The organism is Micromonospora sp. NBC_00617 (genome assembly GCF_045161355.1).
Taxonomy (GTDB): domain Bacteria; phylum Actinomycetota; class Actinomycetes; order Mycobacteriales; family Micromonosporaceae; genus Micromonospora.
This window is the reverse complement of the sequence record NZ_CP107751.1, coordinates 4,620,955-4,635,329: the sequence shown is the minus strand read 5'-3', so window position 1 is coordinate 4,635,329 and position 14,375 is coordinate 4,620,955. Positions and strand designations below refer to the sequence as shown.

The 14,375-nt window shown below is 73.2% G+C and carries 18 protein-coding genes; 10 read left to right on the top strand and 8 right to left on the bottom strand.

Translation table 11 applies throughout. From position 1 onward, the window contains the following. Window positions 1-23 precede the first annotated feature (23 nt). Window positions 24-1,004 (top strand): hypothetical protein, encoded by a 981-nt coding sequence (locus tag OG505_RS21260; protein WP_405426881.1) that lies wholly within the window; start codon window positions 24-26, stop codon window positions 1,002-1,004. On the opposite strand, the gene OG505_RS21255 is transcribed toward OG505_RS21260, so the two are convergent. Genes OG505_RS21255 through OG505_RS21240 form a run of 4 tightly spaced genes read right to left on the bottom strand, consistent with a single transcriptional unit; the run spans window position 1,005 to window position 4,030 of the window. Continuing rightward, entirely contained in the window at window positions 1,005-1,568 is a 564-nt protein-coding gene (locus OG505_RS21255; RefSeq protein ID WP_405426879.1) for an SOUL family heme-binding protein, read from the bottom strand. A 31-nt stretch (window positions 1,569-1,599) separates the two neighbouring features. Further along, window positions 1,600-2,337 carry a hypothetical protein gene (locus OG505_RS21250; protein WP_405426877.1) on the bottom strand — a complete coding sequence of 246 codons (738 nt, stop codon included), beginning with the start codon at window positions 2,335-2,337 and terminating at the stop codon, window positions 1,600-1,602. 2 nt (window positions 2,338-2,339) lie between these two features. Then, complete coding sequence (locus OG505_RS21245) at window positions 2,340-3,137, bottom strand: ABC transporter permease (RefSeq protein ID WP_405426875.1); 798 nt, start codon at window positions 3,135-3,137, stop codon at window positions 2,340-2,342. Further along, a complete protein-coding gene (locus tag OG505_RS21240) occupies window positions 3,134-4,030 on the bottom strand; it encodes an ABC transporter ATP-binding protein (RefSeq protein WP_405426873.1) in 897 nt (298 codons plus the stop codon). Before OG505_RS21240 ends, OG505_RS21245 begins: the two co-directional genes overlap by 4 nt. A gap of 132 nt (window positions 4,031-4,162) precedes the next feature. Here OG505_RS21240 and OG505_RS21235 point away from each other — a divergent pair, with 132 nt between their 5' ends. The 3 genes from OG505_RS21235 (at window position 4,163) to OG505_RS21225 (ending at window position 6,735) form a co-directional block, all read left to right on the top strand. Next, on the top strand, window positions 4,163-5,416 hold the full coding sequence (locus OG505_RS21235) for a sensor histidine kinase (protein ID WP_405426871.1): 1,254 nt from the start codon (window positions 4,163-4,165) through the stop codon (window positions 5,414-5,416). Next, window positions 5,395-6,117, top strand: a complete 723-nt coding sequence (locus OG505_RS21230) for a response regulator (protein ID WP_405434624.1) — start codon at window positions 5,395-5,397, stop codon at window positions 6,115-6,117. Before OG505_RS21235 ends, OG505_RS21230 begins: the two co-directional genes overlap by 22 nt. Before the next feature lie 126 nt (window positions 6,118-6,243). Further along, a complete protein-coding gene (locus tag OG505_RS21225) occupies window positions 6,244-6,735 on the top strand; it encodes a hypothetical protein (RefSeq protein WP_405426869.1) in 492 nt (163 codons plus the stop codon). Between the two features lie 100 nt (window positions 6,736-6,835). Here the strand turns inward: OG505_RS21225 and OG505_RS21220 are convergent, their stop codons facing one another. Continuing rightward, a complete protein-coding gene (locus OG505_RS21220) occupies window positions 6,836-7,624 on the bottom strand; it encodes a D-Ala-D-Ala carboxypeptidase family metallohydrolase (protein ID WP_405426868.1) in 789 nt (262 codons plus the stop codon). A 303-nt stretch (window positions 7,625-7,927) separates the two neighbouring features. Between OG505_RS21220 and OG505_RS21215 the strand changes: the two genes are divergently transcribed. Together OG505_RS21215 and OG505_RS21210 are read left to right on the top strand one after the other, a co-directional pair. Next, window positions 7,928-8,566, top strand: a complete 639-nt coding sequence (locus tag OG505_RS21215) for a DUF6642 family protein (protein ID WP_405426866.1) — start codon at window positions 7,928-7,930, stop codon at window positions 8,564-8,566. 69 nt (window positions 8,567-8,635) lie between these two features. Further along, on the top strand, window positions 8,636-9,100 hold the full coding sequence (locus OG505_RS21210; protein WP_405426864.1) for a PPOX class F420-dependent oxidoreductase: 465 nt from the start codon (window positions 8,636-8,638) through the stop codon (window positions 9,098-9,100). A gap of 271 nt (window positions 9,101-9,371) precedes the next feature. On the opposite strand, the gene OG505_RS21205 is transcribed toward OG505_RS21210, so the two are convergent. Both OG505_RS21205 and OG505_RS21200 read right to left on the bottom strand, forming a co-directional pair. Continuing rightward, on the bottom strand, window positions 9,372-10,013 hold the full coding sequence (locus OG505_RS21205) for an NAD(P)-dependent oxidoreductase (RefSeq protein ID WP_405426862.1): 642 nt from the start codon (window positions 10,011-10,013) through the stop codon (window positions 9,372-9,374). A 54-nt stretch (window positions 10,014-10,067) separates the two neighbouring features. Beyond that, complete coding sequence (locus OG505_RS21200) at window positions 10,068-11,300, bottom strand: serine hydrolase domain-containing protein (protein WP_405426860.1); 1,233 nt, start codon at window positions 11,298-11,300, stop codon at window positions 10,068-10,070. Between the two features lie 94 nt (window positions 11,301-11,394). Between OG505_RS21200 and OG505_RS21195 the strand changes: the two genes are divergently transcribed. The 3 genes from OG505_RS21195 (at window position 11,395) to OG505_RS21185 (ending at window position 13,571) form a co-directional block, all read left to right on the top strand. Next, window positions 11,395-11,988: a pentapeptide repeat-containing protein gene (locus OG505_RS21195; RefSeq protein WP_405426858.1), complete on the top strand. Its 594-nt coding sequence runs from the start codon at window positions 11,395-11,397 to the stop codon at window positions 11,986-11,988. A 188-nt stretch (window positions 11,989-12,176) separates the two neighbouring features. Further along, window positions 12,177-13,145 (top strand): hypothetical protein, encoded by a 969-nt coding sequence (locus OG505_RS21190; RefSeq protein WP_405426856.1) that lies wholly within the window; start codon window positions 12,177-12,179, stop codon window positions 13,143-13,145. Window positions 13,146-13,244: 99 nt separating this feature from the next. Further along, window positions 13,245-13,571 carry a hypothetical protein gene (locus OG505_RS21185; protein WP_405426854.1) on the top strand — a complete coding sequence of 109 codons (327 nt, stop codon included), beginning with the start codon at window positions 13,245-13,247 and terminating at the stop codon, window positions 13,569-13,571. 209 nt (window positions 13,572-13,780) lie between these two features. On the opposite strand, the gene OG505_RS21180 is transcribed toward OG505_RS21185, so the two are convergent. Next, entirely contained in the window at window positions 13,781-13,960 is a 180-nt protein-coding gene (locus tag OG505_RS21180) for a hypothetical protein (RefSeq protein WP_405426852.1), read from the bottom strand. Window positions 13,961-14,052: 92 nt separating this feature from the next. Between OG505_RS21180 and OG505_RS21175 the strand changes: the two genes are divergently transcribed. Then, window positions 14,053-14,205 (top strand): hypothetical protein, encoded by a 153-nt coding sequence (locus tag OG505_RS21175; protein WP_405426851.1) that lies wholly within the window; start codon window positions 14,053-14,055, stop codon window positions 14,203-14,205. Window positions 14,206-14,375 lie beyond the last annotated feature (170 nt).

The following is a 14,375-nucleotide window of genomic DNA, read 5'->3' as shown; positions in this document are numbered from 1 at the left end:
CGCCCGGCCGCTACCGTCGACGGATGCGATTCGCGCGCCCGGTAGGGCTGCTCCTGGGTGCCGTCGCCGTGCTGCTCTGGGCGGTCGGCATGGCGGTGTGGCAACCGTTGACCGAGCCGATCGGCCCGTGGTCGGAGCAGCTGCCGGGCAACAACGCCTACTGGGCACGGGATCTGCGGTTCGTGGCGATCGCCGCGATCGTGCTCGGGCTGCTGCTGGCCGGCCGAGGGCAGCTCCGGTGGGGCGCTCCGGCGGTCGTGCTCGGTGGGCTCTGGATCGCGGCCGACGTGGCGATCGACCGGGCCGACCCGGCCGGCACGGGGTCGACAGTCCTGCTCGCCGTCTACGGTGCGGCGGTGCTCGGCGTACTGGCGGCCGTCCTGGTGTGGCGGGACCGGGGCAGGGCCCCGACCACCGACCGGCGGGTGTTGACCGGCGCGGCCTGCGTGGCAGGGGTGCTGGCGGTGGTGGCGGCCGGCATCGAGTCACCGACCGACCGGGAGCCGGAGCTGACGCCGGCGGCCTTCGTCACCGGCGTGCTCCTGGTCGCCCTGACCGTCGTCGTCGCCCTGGCTGCGGCACCGGCCCGCACCCGGGGCCGCCGCCTGCTGGCCGTCGGGCTCGGTGCGGTCGCCATCGGCGGTGTCGCGCTGGTCCGGGCGGTCCCGCCCGGCCCGCGCATCCTGCCGATGATCGGGCTCGGCGCGGTGCTGCTCACCGGCGTCACCCTGCTGGCGTGGGACTGGCCGGGTGGTCGGCCGGTGTGGTGGCAGCACGCGCTCGCCGGTCTCGCCGCGCTGGTGGGCCCGGTGCCGATGCTGCTGGTCGCGGCCGTCGCCATGATGATGCTGCTCCCGATCGGCGCGGCGTTCACCGCGCTGGCCGGCAACAGCCCGATCAACTCCGCCGACTCCGACGTGCTGCTCTCGCTGGCCGGGCTGCTCGCCGGGCTGGGAATGGCGCTGCTGCTGGCCTGGCCGACCGTCGACAACCGTCGCCGCTAGCTACTCCACGACCGGCAGCACGACCTCGTTGCGGCGCAGGAACCACGGCTTCCACGGCGGGTCGAAGCGCGCGTACCGGATCGCGCCGGTCGGTTGCAGCCCGGCCGCGGTCACCGAACGGCCGAGCATGGTGGCCCGCTGACCGAACGCCCGCTCGGTCCACCGCCCGGAGAACCGCATCGCCGCGGCCAGGCGTGCCGGGACCTCGTGGATGCGCACCCGGGTGTCCACCGGCTCGGGCAGGGTGGCGGTGGTGAAGGTGGCCGGCATGACGAACTGGATCAGGTACGCCCCAGGCCGCTCGCCCTCGATCTGGACCACTGGCACGGTCATGGCGATCTTCTCCGAGTCGCCGGCCGCCGACAGCGCCGGCCCGGCCGAGCCGATCGGGTGCCGGGCCCGGTTGGCGCCCCCGATGTAGGCGGCCAGCGGCCGGAACGCCTCGATCGGCGCCCGGGTGAAGGATGCCTGGATCTGCATCTCGGCCACCAGGTGGGCCGGGTAGCGGCGCAGCTCGAAGCCGGGGTGTCGGGACACCACCCGGTACGGCTGCTGCTCGGTCATCGCGCGCTCCCAGGATCTCCTGGGACAGACGCTACCGCCCCGTTGGCTCCCGCTCGGCCGAAGTCGGTTGTCCCGCACCCGGGACGACGACCCGCCAGTACTGGCGTCTGCCCTCGTCGCGCAGCACCACCCCGATCCGGCCCAGCTCGCGCCGCAGCTCCCGGGCGTCGTCGCGGCGATCCCGCTCGATCGCCCGCTCGCGGGCGCGCAGCAGCGCGTCCGCCCCTGCCGGCAGACCGGGCAGGTCGGGCACCCACAGCCGGTACGCCGACCGGTGCGGGTCGCCGTCCGTCCAGGCCCAGCCGTGCTCCCGGAAGGCGGCGGCGAGCCGTGCGGCCGGCAGGTCCGTCGACTCCCGGACCAGTTCCGCCCCGTCGGCGTCGAGCAGCACCAGGTGCTTGTCGGCGAGGAAGACGACCCGGGTGTCGGCCCGTGCGACGGTCCGGTTCTGCTCGGCGCGGCGCAGCCGGACCTGCGCCGCGTCGACGCTGACGATCAGCCGTTCGGCGGTGCCGATCCCGGCGAGGACCAGGCCGGCCAGGGCGCCCACGGCGATCGTGCCGGCGGTGGCCTGCGGCTCGGGCAGCCGGTCCAGCCACTCGACCAGGTCGCTGAACGGCACCCAGGGCAGCCGGGCGAGCCAGCCGGTCGTCGCCGCGAGGAGCCATCCGACGCCCGCGCCGACGAGCGGGAAGCCACCCCACATGACGACCAGCTCGACCACGCCGCCGCTGACCACGGTGCGGCGTCGGTATCCGGCCAGGTCCATGGTCAGGACACCTCGCGGCGCAGCGTCCGGAACAGGCCGGCGGCCAGCGGCAGGACCATCCAGACCAGCAGGGACACCGCTATCCGCCCCCACTGCCCGCCGGTGACGGCGTCGCTGCCGAACAACGGTTCCATGGTCTTGCTGGTGTCCAGCCACTCGGACGGGCCACGCAGGGGCTTGACCATCTCGCCGAGCACCCCCCACAGGGTGGGCAGCAGCAGGTAGCCGACGATGGCCAGCGGCGGGTTGAGCAGCAGCAGACCGAAGGCGGCGCCCATCCACACGCTGGTGACCTGGATGACCACCGCGTTCAGCACCAGCGACCAGTCGAACTGCCAGGTGCCCGCGCCGCCGATGGCGGACGCCACGAGCGTCCCGACGGCGGCGACGGCGAGGCTGGTCAGTACCGAGGCGAGCGCGGTCAGCGCCACGGCGACCAGCTTCGCGGCCACCACCCGCTCCCGGCGGGGCACCAGCGCGTACGTGGTGAGGGCCGTCCGCTGCGACCACTCGCTGGTGATCGACAGGATGCCGAGCACCGGCAGCAGCACCGACACCGGCAGCAGCGAGGGGACGAAGAAGTTGAGGAAGGTCTGGTCGGCCTCCTTCGCGTAGATCAGTTGCAGGGTGACGATCGCGGCGGTGAGCAGGGCGATGGTGATCAGCAGCCAGCGACCGGCCCGGGTGTCGACGAGCTTGCGCAGCTCCACGACGGTGAGCCGGAGCAGCGACGGACGGCGTACCGCCGTGTGTTGCCGGGGCGCGACGGCGCCGGCGGCGGGTGCGGTGGTGGTGGTCATCGGACGGCCTCCTTGGTGGACTCGCCGGCGGTGAGGGTGAGGAAGAGCTGTTCGAGGCCACCACTGCCGGCGGGGCGCAGCTCGGCCAGCGCGATGCCCGCGTCCGCGGCGGCCTGGCCGACCGCCTCGGCGTCGGCCTGCACGAGCAGCCCCTCCGAGCTGTCGGCCGCGCTCAGGCCGGCCAGTTCCAGCGCCCGGCGCAGCGCCGCGCCGTCGCGGGCCCGGGCCACCGTCCCGCCGCCCGCCAGCAGCTCGTTCTTGTCGCCCTGGGCCACGATCCGGCCGCCCCCGATCACCACCAGCCGGTCCGCGACCGCCTCCACCTCGCGCAGCAGGTGGGAGGAGAGCAGCACCGTGCCGCCCCGGTCGGCGAAGTCGCGCAGCAGGCCGCGCATCCAGAAGATCCCCTCCGGGTCCAGGCCGTTGGCCGGCTCGTCGAGGATCAACACCCGGGGGTCGCCGAGCAGCGCGTGCGCCAGCCCGAGCCGTTGGCGCATACCCAACGAGTACGCCCGGACCCGACGCTTCGCCGCCACCGTGTTCAACCCCACCAGGTCGAGCTTCGCGGCGACCTCGCGCCGGTCCAACCCCATGGTGTACGCGGACAGCGTCAACGCCTCGCGGCCGGTGCGCCCGGCGTGCTGGGCGGAGGCGTCCAGCAGCACCCCGACCTCCCGCCCCGGGTTGGGCAGCTCGCGGTAGGGGTGCCCGGAGACGGTGGCGCGGCCGGCCGTCGGGGCGGTGAGCCCGCAGATCATCCGCATGGTGGTGGACTTGCCGGCGCCGTTGGGGCCGAGGAAGCCGGTGACGGTGCCCGGCTCGCACTGGAACGACACGTCGTCCACGGCCGGGTGTGGCCCGTACCGCTTGGTGAGGTTCTCCACGGTGATCATGTCGTCGAGCCTGCCCGCGCCGCCCGGCCATCCGCTGCGGCCACCGGTCGGCCCCGCACCGACCTTGGTCGACGACTGGGTCTCGACTTTGGTAGCTGGTCGTGGCGCCGGTCGACTGCCTAGCATGGCGTGGTGACCAGCCTCGCCGTACCGGAACACCCCTGGCTGCTGCCAGGGGAGCTGGTGGTGCCGGCCGAGCCTGAGCGTGCGCGTCCGCGCCGCACCACCCGCGACTGGGTGGTGGACAGCCTGGCGTTCCTGCTCGGGCTGCTCTGGGTGCTGTTCGTCACCGCGGACGCCCTGTCGCCCGACCCGGAGTCGGCGGTCCCGCTGCCGCATGACTGGATGGTCGGCGCGGACGCACTGGTCGGGCTGGTCTGCTGCGGGCTGCTCTGGCTGCGGCGGCGGTGGCCGCTCGGGTTGGCAGTGGCCACCCTGCCGTTGAGCCTGTTCTCGATGGCGGCCGCCATCCCGCTGGGGATCTTCTACTTCACCGTGGTGGTGCACCGGCGCACCGCCGTCGCGGTGGCGGTGACCGGGGCCGGTCTCCTCACCAACCTGGTCTTCAGCTGGACTCGTCCGGATCCGACCATGCCGTATTGGGCCACCGTCGCCTGGGGCGTGGTGATCACGATCGCCGTGCTGGCCTGGGGGATGTTCGTCCGGGCCCGCCGGCAGTTGATCGTGTCGCTGCGCGAGCGCGCCGAGCGCGCCGAGTCCGAGCAGCAGTTGCGGGTGGCCCAGGCCCGCCACCTCGAACGCACCCGGATCGCCCGGGAGATGCACGACGTGCTGGCCCACCGGATCTCGCTGCTCAGCCTGCACGCCGGTGCGCTGGAGTTCCGCCCCGACGCGCCGGCCGACGAGGTCGCCCGAGCTGCCGGGGTGATCCGGGGCAGCGCCCACGCCGCGCTACAGGACCTGCGGGAGGTCATCGGTGTGCTCCGGGCCGAGGGCGACAGTGTCGGCGATGCCCCCGAGCCGCCGCAGCCCACCCTCGCCGACCTGCCGACCCTGATCGCCGAATCGCGGTCGGCCGGGGTACGGGTCAACGTCAGCGACACCGTGGACCGGTCGGGGGAGGTGCCGGCGGCGCTGGGCCGGGCCGCGTACCGGATCGTGCAGGAGGGGCTCACCAACGCCCGCAAGCACGCCGCCGGCGCTGCGGTCACCGTTGACGTCGCCGGCGGGCCGGGCGCGGGGCTGACCGTGGCGATCGGCAACCGGTGGCCGGTCGGTGCGCCGGCCGGCGGCAGTCTGCCGGGCGCCGGCACCGGCCTGGTGGGCATCAGCGAGCGCGTCACGCTTGCCGGCGGTCGGCTGGCCTACGGCCGGGACGACGCGGGCGACTTCCGCCTGGCCGCCTGGCTGCCGTGGCCGGCGTGACCGGGCCGGCCGGCGGGGCCGGGGAGGCCACCGCCCCGGTGCGGGTGCTGATCGTGGACGACGACGCCCTGGTCCGGGCGGGCCTCTCGATGATCCTCGGCGGCCTACCGGACCTGCGGGTGGTCGGCGAGGCGGCCGACGGCGGCGAGGTTCCGGCGGCGATCGCCGCGTACGCCCCGGACGTGGTGCTGATGGACATCCGGATGCCACGGGTGGACGGGCTGACCGCCACCGAGGCGCTGCGCGCGCGGCCGCACCCGCCGGAGGTGCTGGTGCTGACCACCTTCGACGCCGACGAGCAGGTGCTCCGGGCGTTACGCGCCGGGGCGGCCGGCTTCCTGCTCAAGGACACCCCACCGGCGGAGATCGTGCGCGCCGTGCGTCGGGTGGCCGCCGGGGAGGCGACGCTTTCCCCGACGGTGACCCGCACGCTGATCGACCACGTGACCGCCGCCGCCCCGGGTCGGACCGGCCCGGATCCGCGTCGCGAGCGGGCGCTGCGGCTGCTCGACGGGCTCAGCGAGCGGGAGCGTCAGGTGGCGGTCGCGCTGGGGCAGGGCCGCTCCAACGCGGAGATCGCGGGGGAGTTGTTCATGAGCGTCGCTACGGTGAAGGCGTACGTCTCCCGGCTGCTGACCCGGCTCGATCTCAACAACCGGGTCCAGGTGGCCCTGCTGGTGCACGACGCCGACCTCGCGTGAGCGCTCGTTAGGGGGACGGTTAGGGGGCGAGGGGTTGAACTATCGTCCGATGCCGGCCGTACCACTGCCCGAGGATGTCGGTGCGGTGGGTCCGCCGTACCGCTGCCGAGCTGCGGGAGGCCTGCCGTGCGTGTTGGTGAGCAGTCGACGGATCCCATCGACCAGGTGCTGGGTGAGGTGCCGCTGCCGGCACCACTGACACCCGAGGATGTCCGGCTCGCGGTCCGGGCGGTGGTCGTGCACACCGCCGAGGAGTGGCCGACCGGGCCGCTGTGTCGCAACGACGGCGCCTCCTACCCGTGCCGACTGCACCGGTGGGGGCGTCGGGTTCTTCAGACACACGGGCTCAACGAGCGGCAGATCGAGGCGTTGATCCAGCACGGCAACCCCTTCGTGCACGTGCCCTTCCCGTTCACCGTGACCGGGCCGTCGTCCGCGCGTCCTACCGGCGCCCGGCCGGCGGCGACCGCCGGCCATCCGGCGCCGGCTCCCGGCCGCGGTGGGCTGCCGGCGCGACACCAGGCCGCGCGGGTCACCCCTGCGGGGGTACGACCTGCCTCTGCCGGCCGGCCGGTGACTCCCCCCGTCACCGCGCCGCGCTGGCCCCGGGCCAGCTGAGCGGCGCTACCCCCGCCCGCTCTGTCCGGGGCGACACGACGTCGGCCCGACGCGGAGATTCCCCACCCGCGCCGGGCCGACGTCACACCGGCCGGCTCGTTCAGTCGTTTCCGGCGCCGACGCCGCAGTCCGGAGCGGACCAGCTCGTCGTGTTCGAGCTGTGGTCGCTGTTGTTCTCGCGCCGCGAGTCGACGTGCACGTGGTCGTCGTGGTCGGGGTAGCCCGGCCCGTAGATTCCGCTGAAGCCGTTGTCACGGGCGCTCTTGGCCACCCGGCACAGGGAGGACGTCCGCGAGGTGACGTCGGCGGCATTGCCGTACAGGTGCTGGCTGTCCGACGCGCCACCGACCTGGTGGTTGCAGGCGCGACTGCGGAAACCACTCGACACGTCCAGCGGCTTGTCGCCGAGGCTCTTGCGCAGCGCCTCCAATTTCCACATGGTGCGCAGCGCGTTCTGCTTTGTCTGGTTCGCCGACAGCGGACCGCCGCTCCACCCGCTGCCGCCGCAGCCGTTGTCCAACTCGCTGTAGGTGAAGTGCGCGGGCGTGCAGTCGTCGTCCTGGAGCTGGTACAGCTTGGCGTAGGTCTGCGGTCCCGCGACGCCGTCGACGCGCAGCCCGTACGCCTGCTGGAACCGCTTGACCGCGGCGGCGGTCTTCGGTCCGTAGCGACCGTCGTTCTCCACGATGTCCCGGTAGCCGGCCCAGCCGGCGACCCGGATCTGCAGCTGACGGACGTCGTCGCCGGAGCGCCCCTGGTACAGGTTGCGGTTCCAGGTGTAGCAGCCGTCCGCGTACGCTGCCGGCGCGGCGAACACCGACGCGATCGCTGCCCCGGGCAGTGCCAGGGCGAAAGCGACAGCAACTCGCTTCAAGGTGTTTACGCGCACAGAAGTCCTCCCGATAGGAGAGCGAATGGGGTTGCTTCGGGACATCGACCGGGACGTCCCGTGATTTCCACCCTCGCACTGATCGGTGCGCTAGGCGGCAATTAACGAGAATTGTCCTCGCGATTCGCTGTTCCGGGCATCGGCTGGGAATTCGACTGATTTGTGAAACAGCCATTTCCCCCCGATCGGCCCGCCGGCGCAAGAACCGCACCGAACGTCGCATTCGGCCATACCCAGGGTGATGTTCCTCGCCCGTCGGGGGCCGGTAACGTCAGCCCGGGCGGCGGACTGGCGGAGGTGCACGTGGCACGCGGCGGCGTCTTCTGTATCGAGGGCCAGTGGCACCGCGACCTCAACGAACGCGGCTCCGTGCTGCCCACCCTCGAACTGCTGGAGCGGCTGGGCAAGATCCGTTTCATCCACAAGGACGCGGCCACCCGCGACGAGTTGTTCTACTTCCTGGACCGCTGGCTGCTCAAGCAGTACGCCGACCACCGCGTCGGCTTCTTCGCCATGCACGGCGAGCCGAGCCGGCTCTGCCTCACCGACTGGCAGTCAGTGGAGCTGAACGAGGTGGCCGAGCTGATGGCCGGCCGCTGCGAGGGACGCCGGCTCTATTTCGGCAGCTGCTCGGTCCTGCGCGCGTCGGACGCGGTGCTGCGCGAGTTCCTGGAGGTCACCGGGGCCGCCCTGATCTGCGGTTTCACCCGGGACGTCGACTGGGTCGAATCGGCCGCCTTCGAAACCGTCCTGCTCGACGTGCTGGCGAACGGGCGGCGGCACAACGCCGCCGAACTGCGGATGGGCTCCGCGCACTGGGCGCCGCTGGCCTCGTACCTCGGCTTTCGGGTGATCTACGCCAACGGTCGGGCCTGGCGCCCGGCCGGGCGACCCCGCGTGCCCACCCAGGCGGTGCACCGCGCCGCCGCCGGCCCCCGCTGACCTGCCGCCCGCCCTGCCGCGCTCCGACCCGCCGCCGTTGGTCCCTGGCCACCCTGGTAGGAACGAGTGATGGCGCCCAGCATCGCGAAGAACACCCGGGTCGACCGGAACACCCTGCTCGACTTCCTCCGGCCTCGGCACCGTGTCGTGCTGATGACCACCCGGGCCGACGGTCGCCCGCAGTCCTCCCCGGTCTCCGCCGGCATCGACGGCGAGGGCCGGCTGGTCGTGTCCACCTACCCGGAGCGGGCGAAGGTGACCAACATCCGTCGTGATCCCCGGGTCTCGGCCTGTGTGCTGTCCGACGACTGGAACGGCCCCTGGGTGCAGCTCGACGGCACCGCCGAGGTGCTGGACCTGCCCGAGGCGCTGGAGCCGCTGGTCGAGTACTTCCGCAGCATCTCCGGCGAGCACCCGGACTGGGACGACTACCGGGCGGCCATGGTGCGCCAGGGCAAGTCGCTGATCCGGGTCACCATCGACGCCTGGGGCCCGATCGCCACCGGCGGCTTCCCGGCCCGCCTCGCCAACTGACTGCGCCTTCTCAGTGCGCGGCGGTGACCGCCGCCCCAGGTCCGGCCGCGCCCGAACCTCCGAGCGCGCCCGCACCCGCCGGATGGGTTGTAGAGCTGCCCCGAATATGGGGCGGGCGACGAGGGTGGCGTGTCCGTGTGCGGGCGCCGTGCTGCTCCCCGCGTGCTGTTTTCTGCGCGCTGTCCTCTGCGTCTGCCCCATATCTGGGGCAGCTCGACAGGGCGCGAAGGGAAGTCGGTTCGTCGGTCTCGACCGTCGGTTGCCGCGACGGTCAGTACGCGGCGGTGAAGCGCGCGTTGACGTGCCGGGGCTGCTCGATCTCGTCGACGATCGCGACCGCCAGGTCCTCGTAGGTGAGCACCGAGCGGCCCTGGTCGTCGGTGACCGGCTCGTCGGTGCCGGTGCGGTAGTGCCCGGTGCGGTCGCCGGGGTGGAACTCCAGCGGCGGCGGGGAGACGTAGGTCCAGCTCACCCCGTCGGCGGCGGTTCGGTAGTAGTCCAGGGCATCGGCCTGGCCCAGCGCCGCGTCTCGATACTGCTCCGGGAAGTCCGGCTCGTCGAGGATGCGGGTGCCACGCGGCGTGAGCAGGGTCGAGCCGCCGCCCAGGTGGATGATCCGGGGTGCGGCCGGCATCGACCGCAGGGTGGTCACCAGGTTCTCCGCGGCGCTGCGCCAGAGCCCGCGCTCGCCGCCGCCGATCGCCACCACCAGCGCGTCCGCGTCCGGCGCCAGCTCCCGGACACTGCGCTCGCTGGTCGCGTCGCCGGTGACCGTCCGGACCCCGGCCGGCAGGTACGAGGTGGCCTCCGGGCGGCGGACCGCGGCGATCACCCGGTGCCCACGGTCGGCCGCCTCGGCGGTGACCCGCGACCCGGCGGTGCCGCCCGCGCCAAACACGACGATGGTGCTCACCAGCCCAGGCTAGGGACCGGGCCGCCCGCCCGTCGGCGGAACGGGCGATCCCGGTCAGTCGACCAGGGCGGCGTAGACGAGCTGGCGCAGCTGGGAGCGCAGCGGGTACGTGCTCGACGGCATGAGCTGGGTGAACAGCAGCGCGGTGATCTCCTCGGCCGGGTCGACCCAGAACGCCGTGCTGGCGACCCCACCCCAGTAGTACTCGCCGACGCTGCTCGGCACCCGGCTCGGGATCGGGTCCTCGACCACCGCGAAGCCGAGGCCGAAGCCGATCCCGTCGAGGGTGGTCTCGGCGAAGCCGCCGGTGGACAGGGTGCCCAGATCCTGCCCGCCGGGCAGGTGGTTACGGGTCATGAAACGCACCGTGCGCGGCCCGAGCAAGCGTACGCCGTCCAGCTCCCCGCCGCGCAGCAGCATCTGCGTGAACCGGTGGTAGTCGGCGGCGCTGGAGATCAGGCCGCCACCACCGGAGAGCAGGCCGGGCTTGTGGTGTGCGAGCGTGCCGAGCCGGTCGTATCGGACCGCCCGCCCGTTGCGCGGATCCGGTGCGTAGAGCGCGGCGAGCCGCTCGGCCTCGTCGCCCTCGACCCACCAGCGGGTGTCCGTCATCCCCAGCGGGCCGAAGATCCGATCGGCGAAGAAGGCGTCCAGGCTCTGCCCGGAGACCACCTCGACCAGCCGGCCGAGCACGTCCGTGGCGACCGAGTAGCCCCAGGCCGTGCCGGGCTCAAAGAGCAGCGGCAGCTCGCCGAAGGCCGCGCAGGCGCCTGCCAGGTCGACGTCCGCCGGCGGGTACAGGTCGTAGCCGGCCGCCCGGTAGAGCCCGTCGACCACCGAGGTCTGCATGAAGCCGTACGTCAGGCCGGCGGTGTGGGTGAGCAGGTGCCAGACCCGGATCGGCTCGGTCGCCGGCACCGTGTACGGCTTGAGCGTCGAGCCCTTCGAGTAGACCCGCAGGTCGGCGAACTCGGGCAGCCAGCGGCTGATCTCGTCGGTCAGCTCGAAGCGGCCCTCCTCCCACAGCATCATGGCGGCGACCGAGGTGACCGGCTTGGTCATCGAGTAGATCCGCCAGAGCGTGTCCGCCTCGACCGGCGCCCCCGCCTCCCGATCCCGCAGGCCGTACGTCGAGGAGTGCGCCACCTCGCCGCGGCGGGTGACCACCACCTGCCACCCGGCCAACCGGCCGTCGTCGACGTACCTGCCGAAGTGCTCGTCGATCCGCGCCAGCCGCGCCGGGTCGAAGCCGATCTGATCGGGGTCCTTGCTCCGCGCCACACTCACGTCGCCGAACCTACTCGCCGGTACGCCGCCACCGGAAGGGGCCGCCCCCACCGGGCCGTCCCGGGGCGTCGGTGGGCGGCACTAGCCTGGCCGGATGCCGGAGTTGACCGAGGACACGACCTTCCGCCACGAGGACTGGTACGCCGAGGAGCTGACCGACCGCCAGTTCGTGGCGTGCGAGTTCTTCGACGTGGACCTGACCGAGGCAATCACCCGTGGGGCGGTCTTCACCGGCTGCACGTTCGGCAACGTGCAGTTCAACGCGTCCCGGCACCTCGACTCGGCGTTCACCCGCTGTGTCTTTCGGCGCTGCAACTTCTTCGAGGCCGAGTTCACCGGCTGCAAGCTGGTCGGGAGCAGCTTCGTCCAGTGCGAGCTTCGTCCGTTGCGGGTCGACGGCGGCGACTGGTCGTTCGTCGCGCTGCCCGGCGCGGACCTGCGCGCCGCCTGGCTGAGCGGCGTGCGGATGCGCGAGGCCGACCTCACCGGGGCCAACCTGACCGGCGCCACGATGACCGGCGTCGACCTCTCCGGGGCGCAGCTGCACAACTGTCGTCTCGGCGGCGCCGACCTGCGACGCAGCGACCTCACCGCGCTGGATCCGACGTCCGTCGAACGGGCCGGCGCCATCGTGGACGCCGAGCAGGCCCTCGTCATCGCGCAGGCGCTCGGCTTCCGGATCGGCTGACCCGGGGTCGCTCCCGGTCGATCGATCGCGGGATCGCCGGCTGTCCCATACCGTCCCGATCCGGACTGGACACGTCAGCCTGTCCCGATTTAGCGTGTCGACCACGCCGGTGCAAACGTGAAGATGCCCACAGTGGACGGTCGATCCGTCGCGTGCGGTGGCGGTCGGGCGGCGGACTGGAGGGGTCGGTGGCGGACGAGGACCGTACGCGGGCGGATTCGCGGGCCGGGGACGAGTCGACCGGCCGACCGCCGTCGCACCGGCCGCGGAGCGTCGCCCTCGGGCTGAGCCACCGGACGCTGCGCCGGCTCGCCCGCGCCCGACAGCGGCGGCGTTGGGCGCTGGAAGGGCTGGGCGCACTCGTCTGCCTCGTGGTGCTCGTCGCGTACCTCGGCACGCGGTCCGGCCCGGAGCCGGGCGATGGTCCGGTCGGTGGCTCGGGTGGCGTGCCCGCCGGAGCCAGCCGACCGACCGTCCTTCCGGCCGCCGACGGGCACGCCACCGATGCCGGGCCGGCGCTGCCCGGGCTGCGCCCCCGGGAGCGGCCGCCCTCGCCCGACCCGCCGCCGCCGTCGACGAGCGCGCCCGCTCCGCCGCCGTCGAAGCCGGGGGCGTCGCTGCTGTCGGTAAGTCGCGCCGAGGTGCCCGCCGAGGTCGACCTCACCGCCGTGGGCACCCGTGACTGGATGCACTGGGGGCTGCGCGGCGGCGACTCGACCGTTCGCAAGCGCTCCGGCTCCGGGGAAATCGCCGACGGTGGTGGGAAGGGCAACCGGGTCGGCTGGGACGGCAACCAGGAGGTCGTCCGCTGGTCCGACGGCGCACCCGAGCGGTGGGACGGCGGCAGTTCCAACGGCGTCTACACCTGTGGCGTGGGCAACGGGTTCACCCTGACGGTCGCCGGCAGCGGGGCGCCGCGCACCGTCCAGCTCTACGCCGGGATCTGGATGGCACGGGGTCGGCTGGACGCCCGGCTTTCCACCGGCGGGCCGGTCCGCACCGTACGCCTGGAGGATCCGTACACCAGCCAGAGCGCCCAGTTCACCATCCGGTTCGAGCTGCCGAAGGACGCCCGGTTGGTGCTGACCTGGACCGTCGAGAGGGTCTTCACCGAGCACTGCGGCAACGTCGGCCTCCAGGCCGTCGCGCTGCGCTGAACCATCCGAGTGGCGGGACAGTTTGTCCGTCGCCCTCGGTCGACGGCGACGTAACTTTCTGCTGTCCCCGTCTCATTTTCCACTGTGGAGGAAGCGCAGATGAGCAGCAGTACCGCCCACCGCGTCCGTCCCGCCATTTCCTCCGGCGCCGATGTGCCCGGCGAGGTGCTCCGCGACATTCCCCTGCCGCCGTACGTGACGGGCGAGGACGCCCAGTTCGCGGTGCGCGCGGTGGTGGTGCACGCGCCCCGGCGCTGGTCCGGCGGGGTCGTCTGTCGCAACGACGCCAGCCCACACCCGTGCCGGCTGCACCGTTGGGGCACCCGGGTGCTGGCGCTGCGGGGCCTGCGGGCCGCCGAGATCGCCGCGCTCATCGAGCGCGGCGACCCCGCGGCGGTGCCCCCCACACCGAACCGCCCGGCCTGACCCCGCCGCCGGGGTACGCCGTTTCCCGGCCCCTGGTCAGCAGGTGATCGGCTTGACCCAGGAGCACTCCACGCCCTCGGGCGTACGCGGCGTCTCCGGCACCGCGGGCGGCGCGACCCGTGCCGCGCTCGCGCCGTCATTCCGATGGCCGGCCAGCGCCACGGCGATCTGGTCCTCCAGCGGCTTGACCGACGCCGTCAGGTAGTTGTTCAGCAGGATGGAGAACGCCAGCAGGTGGCCGTCGGCGCTGGTGACGTGTCGATGGTGGCGCGCAGTCGGGTCGTCGCGGGGGTGGGCGACTCGGCGGTGGCGCCGGACGCGCCGACGGTGGCCGCGGTGACGGCCAGCGCGAGCAGCGCGACAGCGCGCGGAAAGAGACGACGATGCATGCGCCGATGCTGTCACGAAGGTAATCGCCAGAAAAGAGCCTGGGCCGAAGGTTATTGCCACTCGCGTTTCCCCGGTCGGCCGACCGCCCGCTGTGAGCGGGGTGGGGCCGGGCGGCGACCTGCCGGTCCGCCGGCTGCGCGAGCGCGGCGTGCTCGATCGGCTACCCATCTTCGACCGCATCACACCCCGCGCGGCAGTCAACGAGATTCGCTCGCTGCTCGCCCCCAGCCCCGTGCTCGACTGATCCGGCTCTATTTGACGGATCGCCTGGCAGCGGGCACCGTGGGCAGGGACGGGGCCCGTCAGCTGCCCCGATTCGATGCGACGGCGATGCCCGTCCCTCCTGTCGCCTCCCACGCGTGCTCGTACGCGGGCCACCTGTCCGGTCTGCGCGACAACCGACCGCGAGCCGAG

Excerpts from the sequence above, each read along its gene's own strand:
- OG505_RS21260 (WP_405426881.1), top strand. The coding sequence starts at position 24 with ATGCGATTCGCGCGCCCGGTAGGGCTGCTCCTGGGTGCCGTCGCCGTG.
- OG505_RS21255 (WP_405426879.1), bottom strand. The coding sequence starts at position 1,568 with ATGACCGAGCAGCAGCCGTACCGGGTGGTGTCCCGACACCCCGGCTTC.
- OG505_RS21250 (WP_405426877.1), bottom strand. The coding sequence starts at position 2,337 with ATGGACCTGGCCGGATACCGACGCCGCACCGTGGTCAGCGGCGGCGTG.
- OG505_RS21245 (WP_405426875.1), bottom strand. The coding sequence starts at position 3,137 with ATGACCACCACCACCGCACCCGCCGCCGGCGCCGTCGCGCCCCGGCAA.
- OG505_RS21240 (WP_405426873.1), bottom strand. The coding sequence starts at position 4,030 with ATGATCACCGTGGAGAACCTCACCAAGCGGTACGGGCCACACCCGGCC.
- OG505_RS21210 (WP_405426864.1), top strand. The coding sequence starts at position 8,636 with ATGGCGCCCAGCATCGCGAAGAACACCCGGGTCGACCGGAACACCCTG.
- OG505_RS21195 (WP_405426858.1), top strand. The coding sequence starts at position 11,395 with ATGCCGGAGTTGACCGAGGACACGACCTTCCGCCACGAGGACTGGTAC.
- OG505_RS21185 (WP_405426854.1), top strand. The coding sequence starts at position 13,245 with ATGAGCAGCAGTACCGCCCACCGCGTCCGTCCCGCCATTTCCTCCGGC.
- OG505_RS21180 (WP_405426852.1), bottom strand. The coding sequence starts at position 13,960 with ATGCATCGTCGTCTCTTTCCGCGCGCTGTCGCGCTGCTCGCGCTGGCC.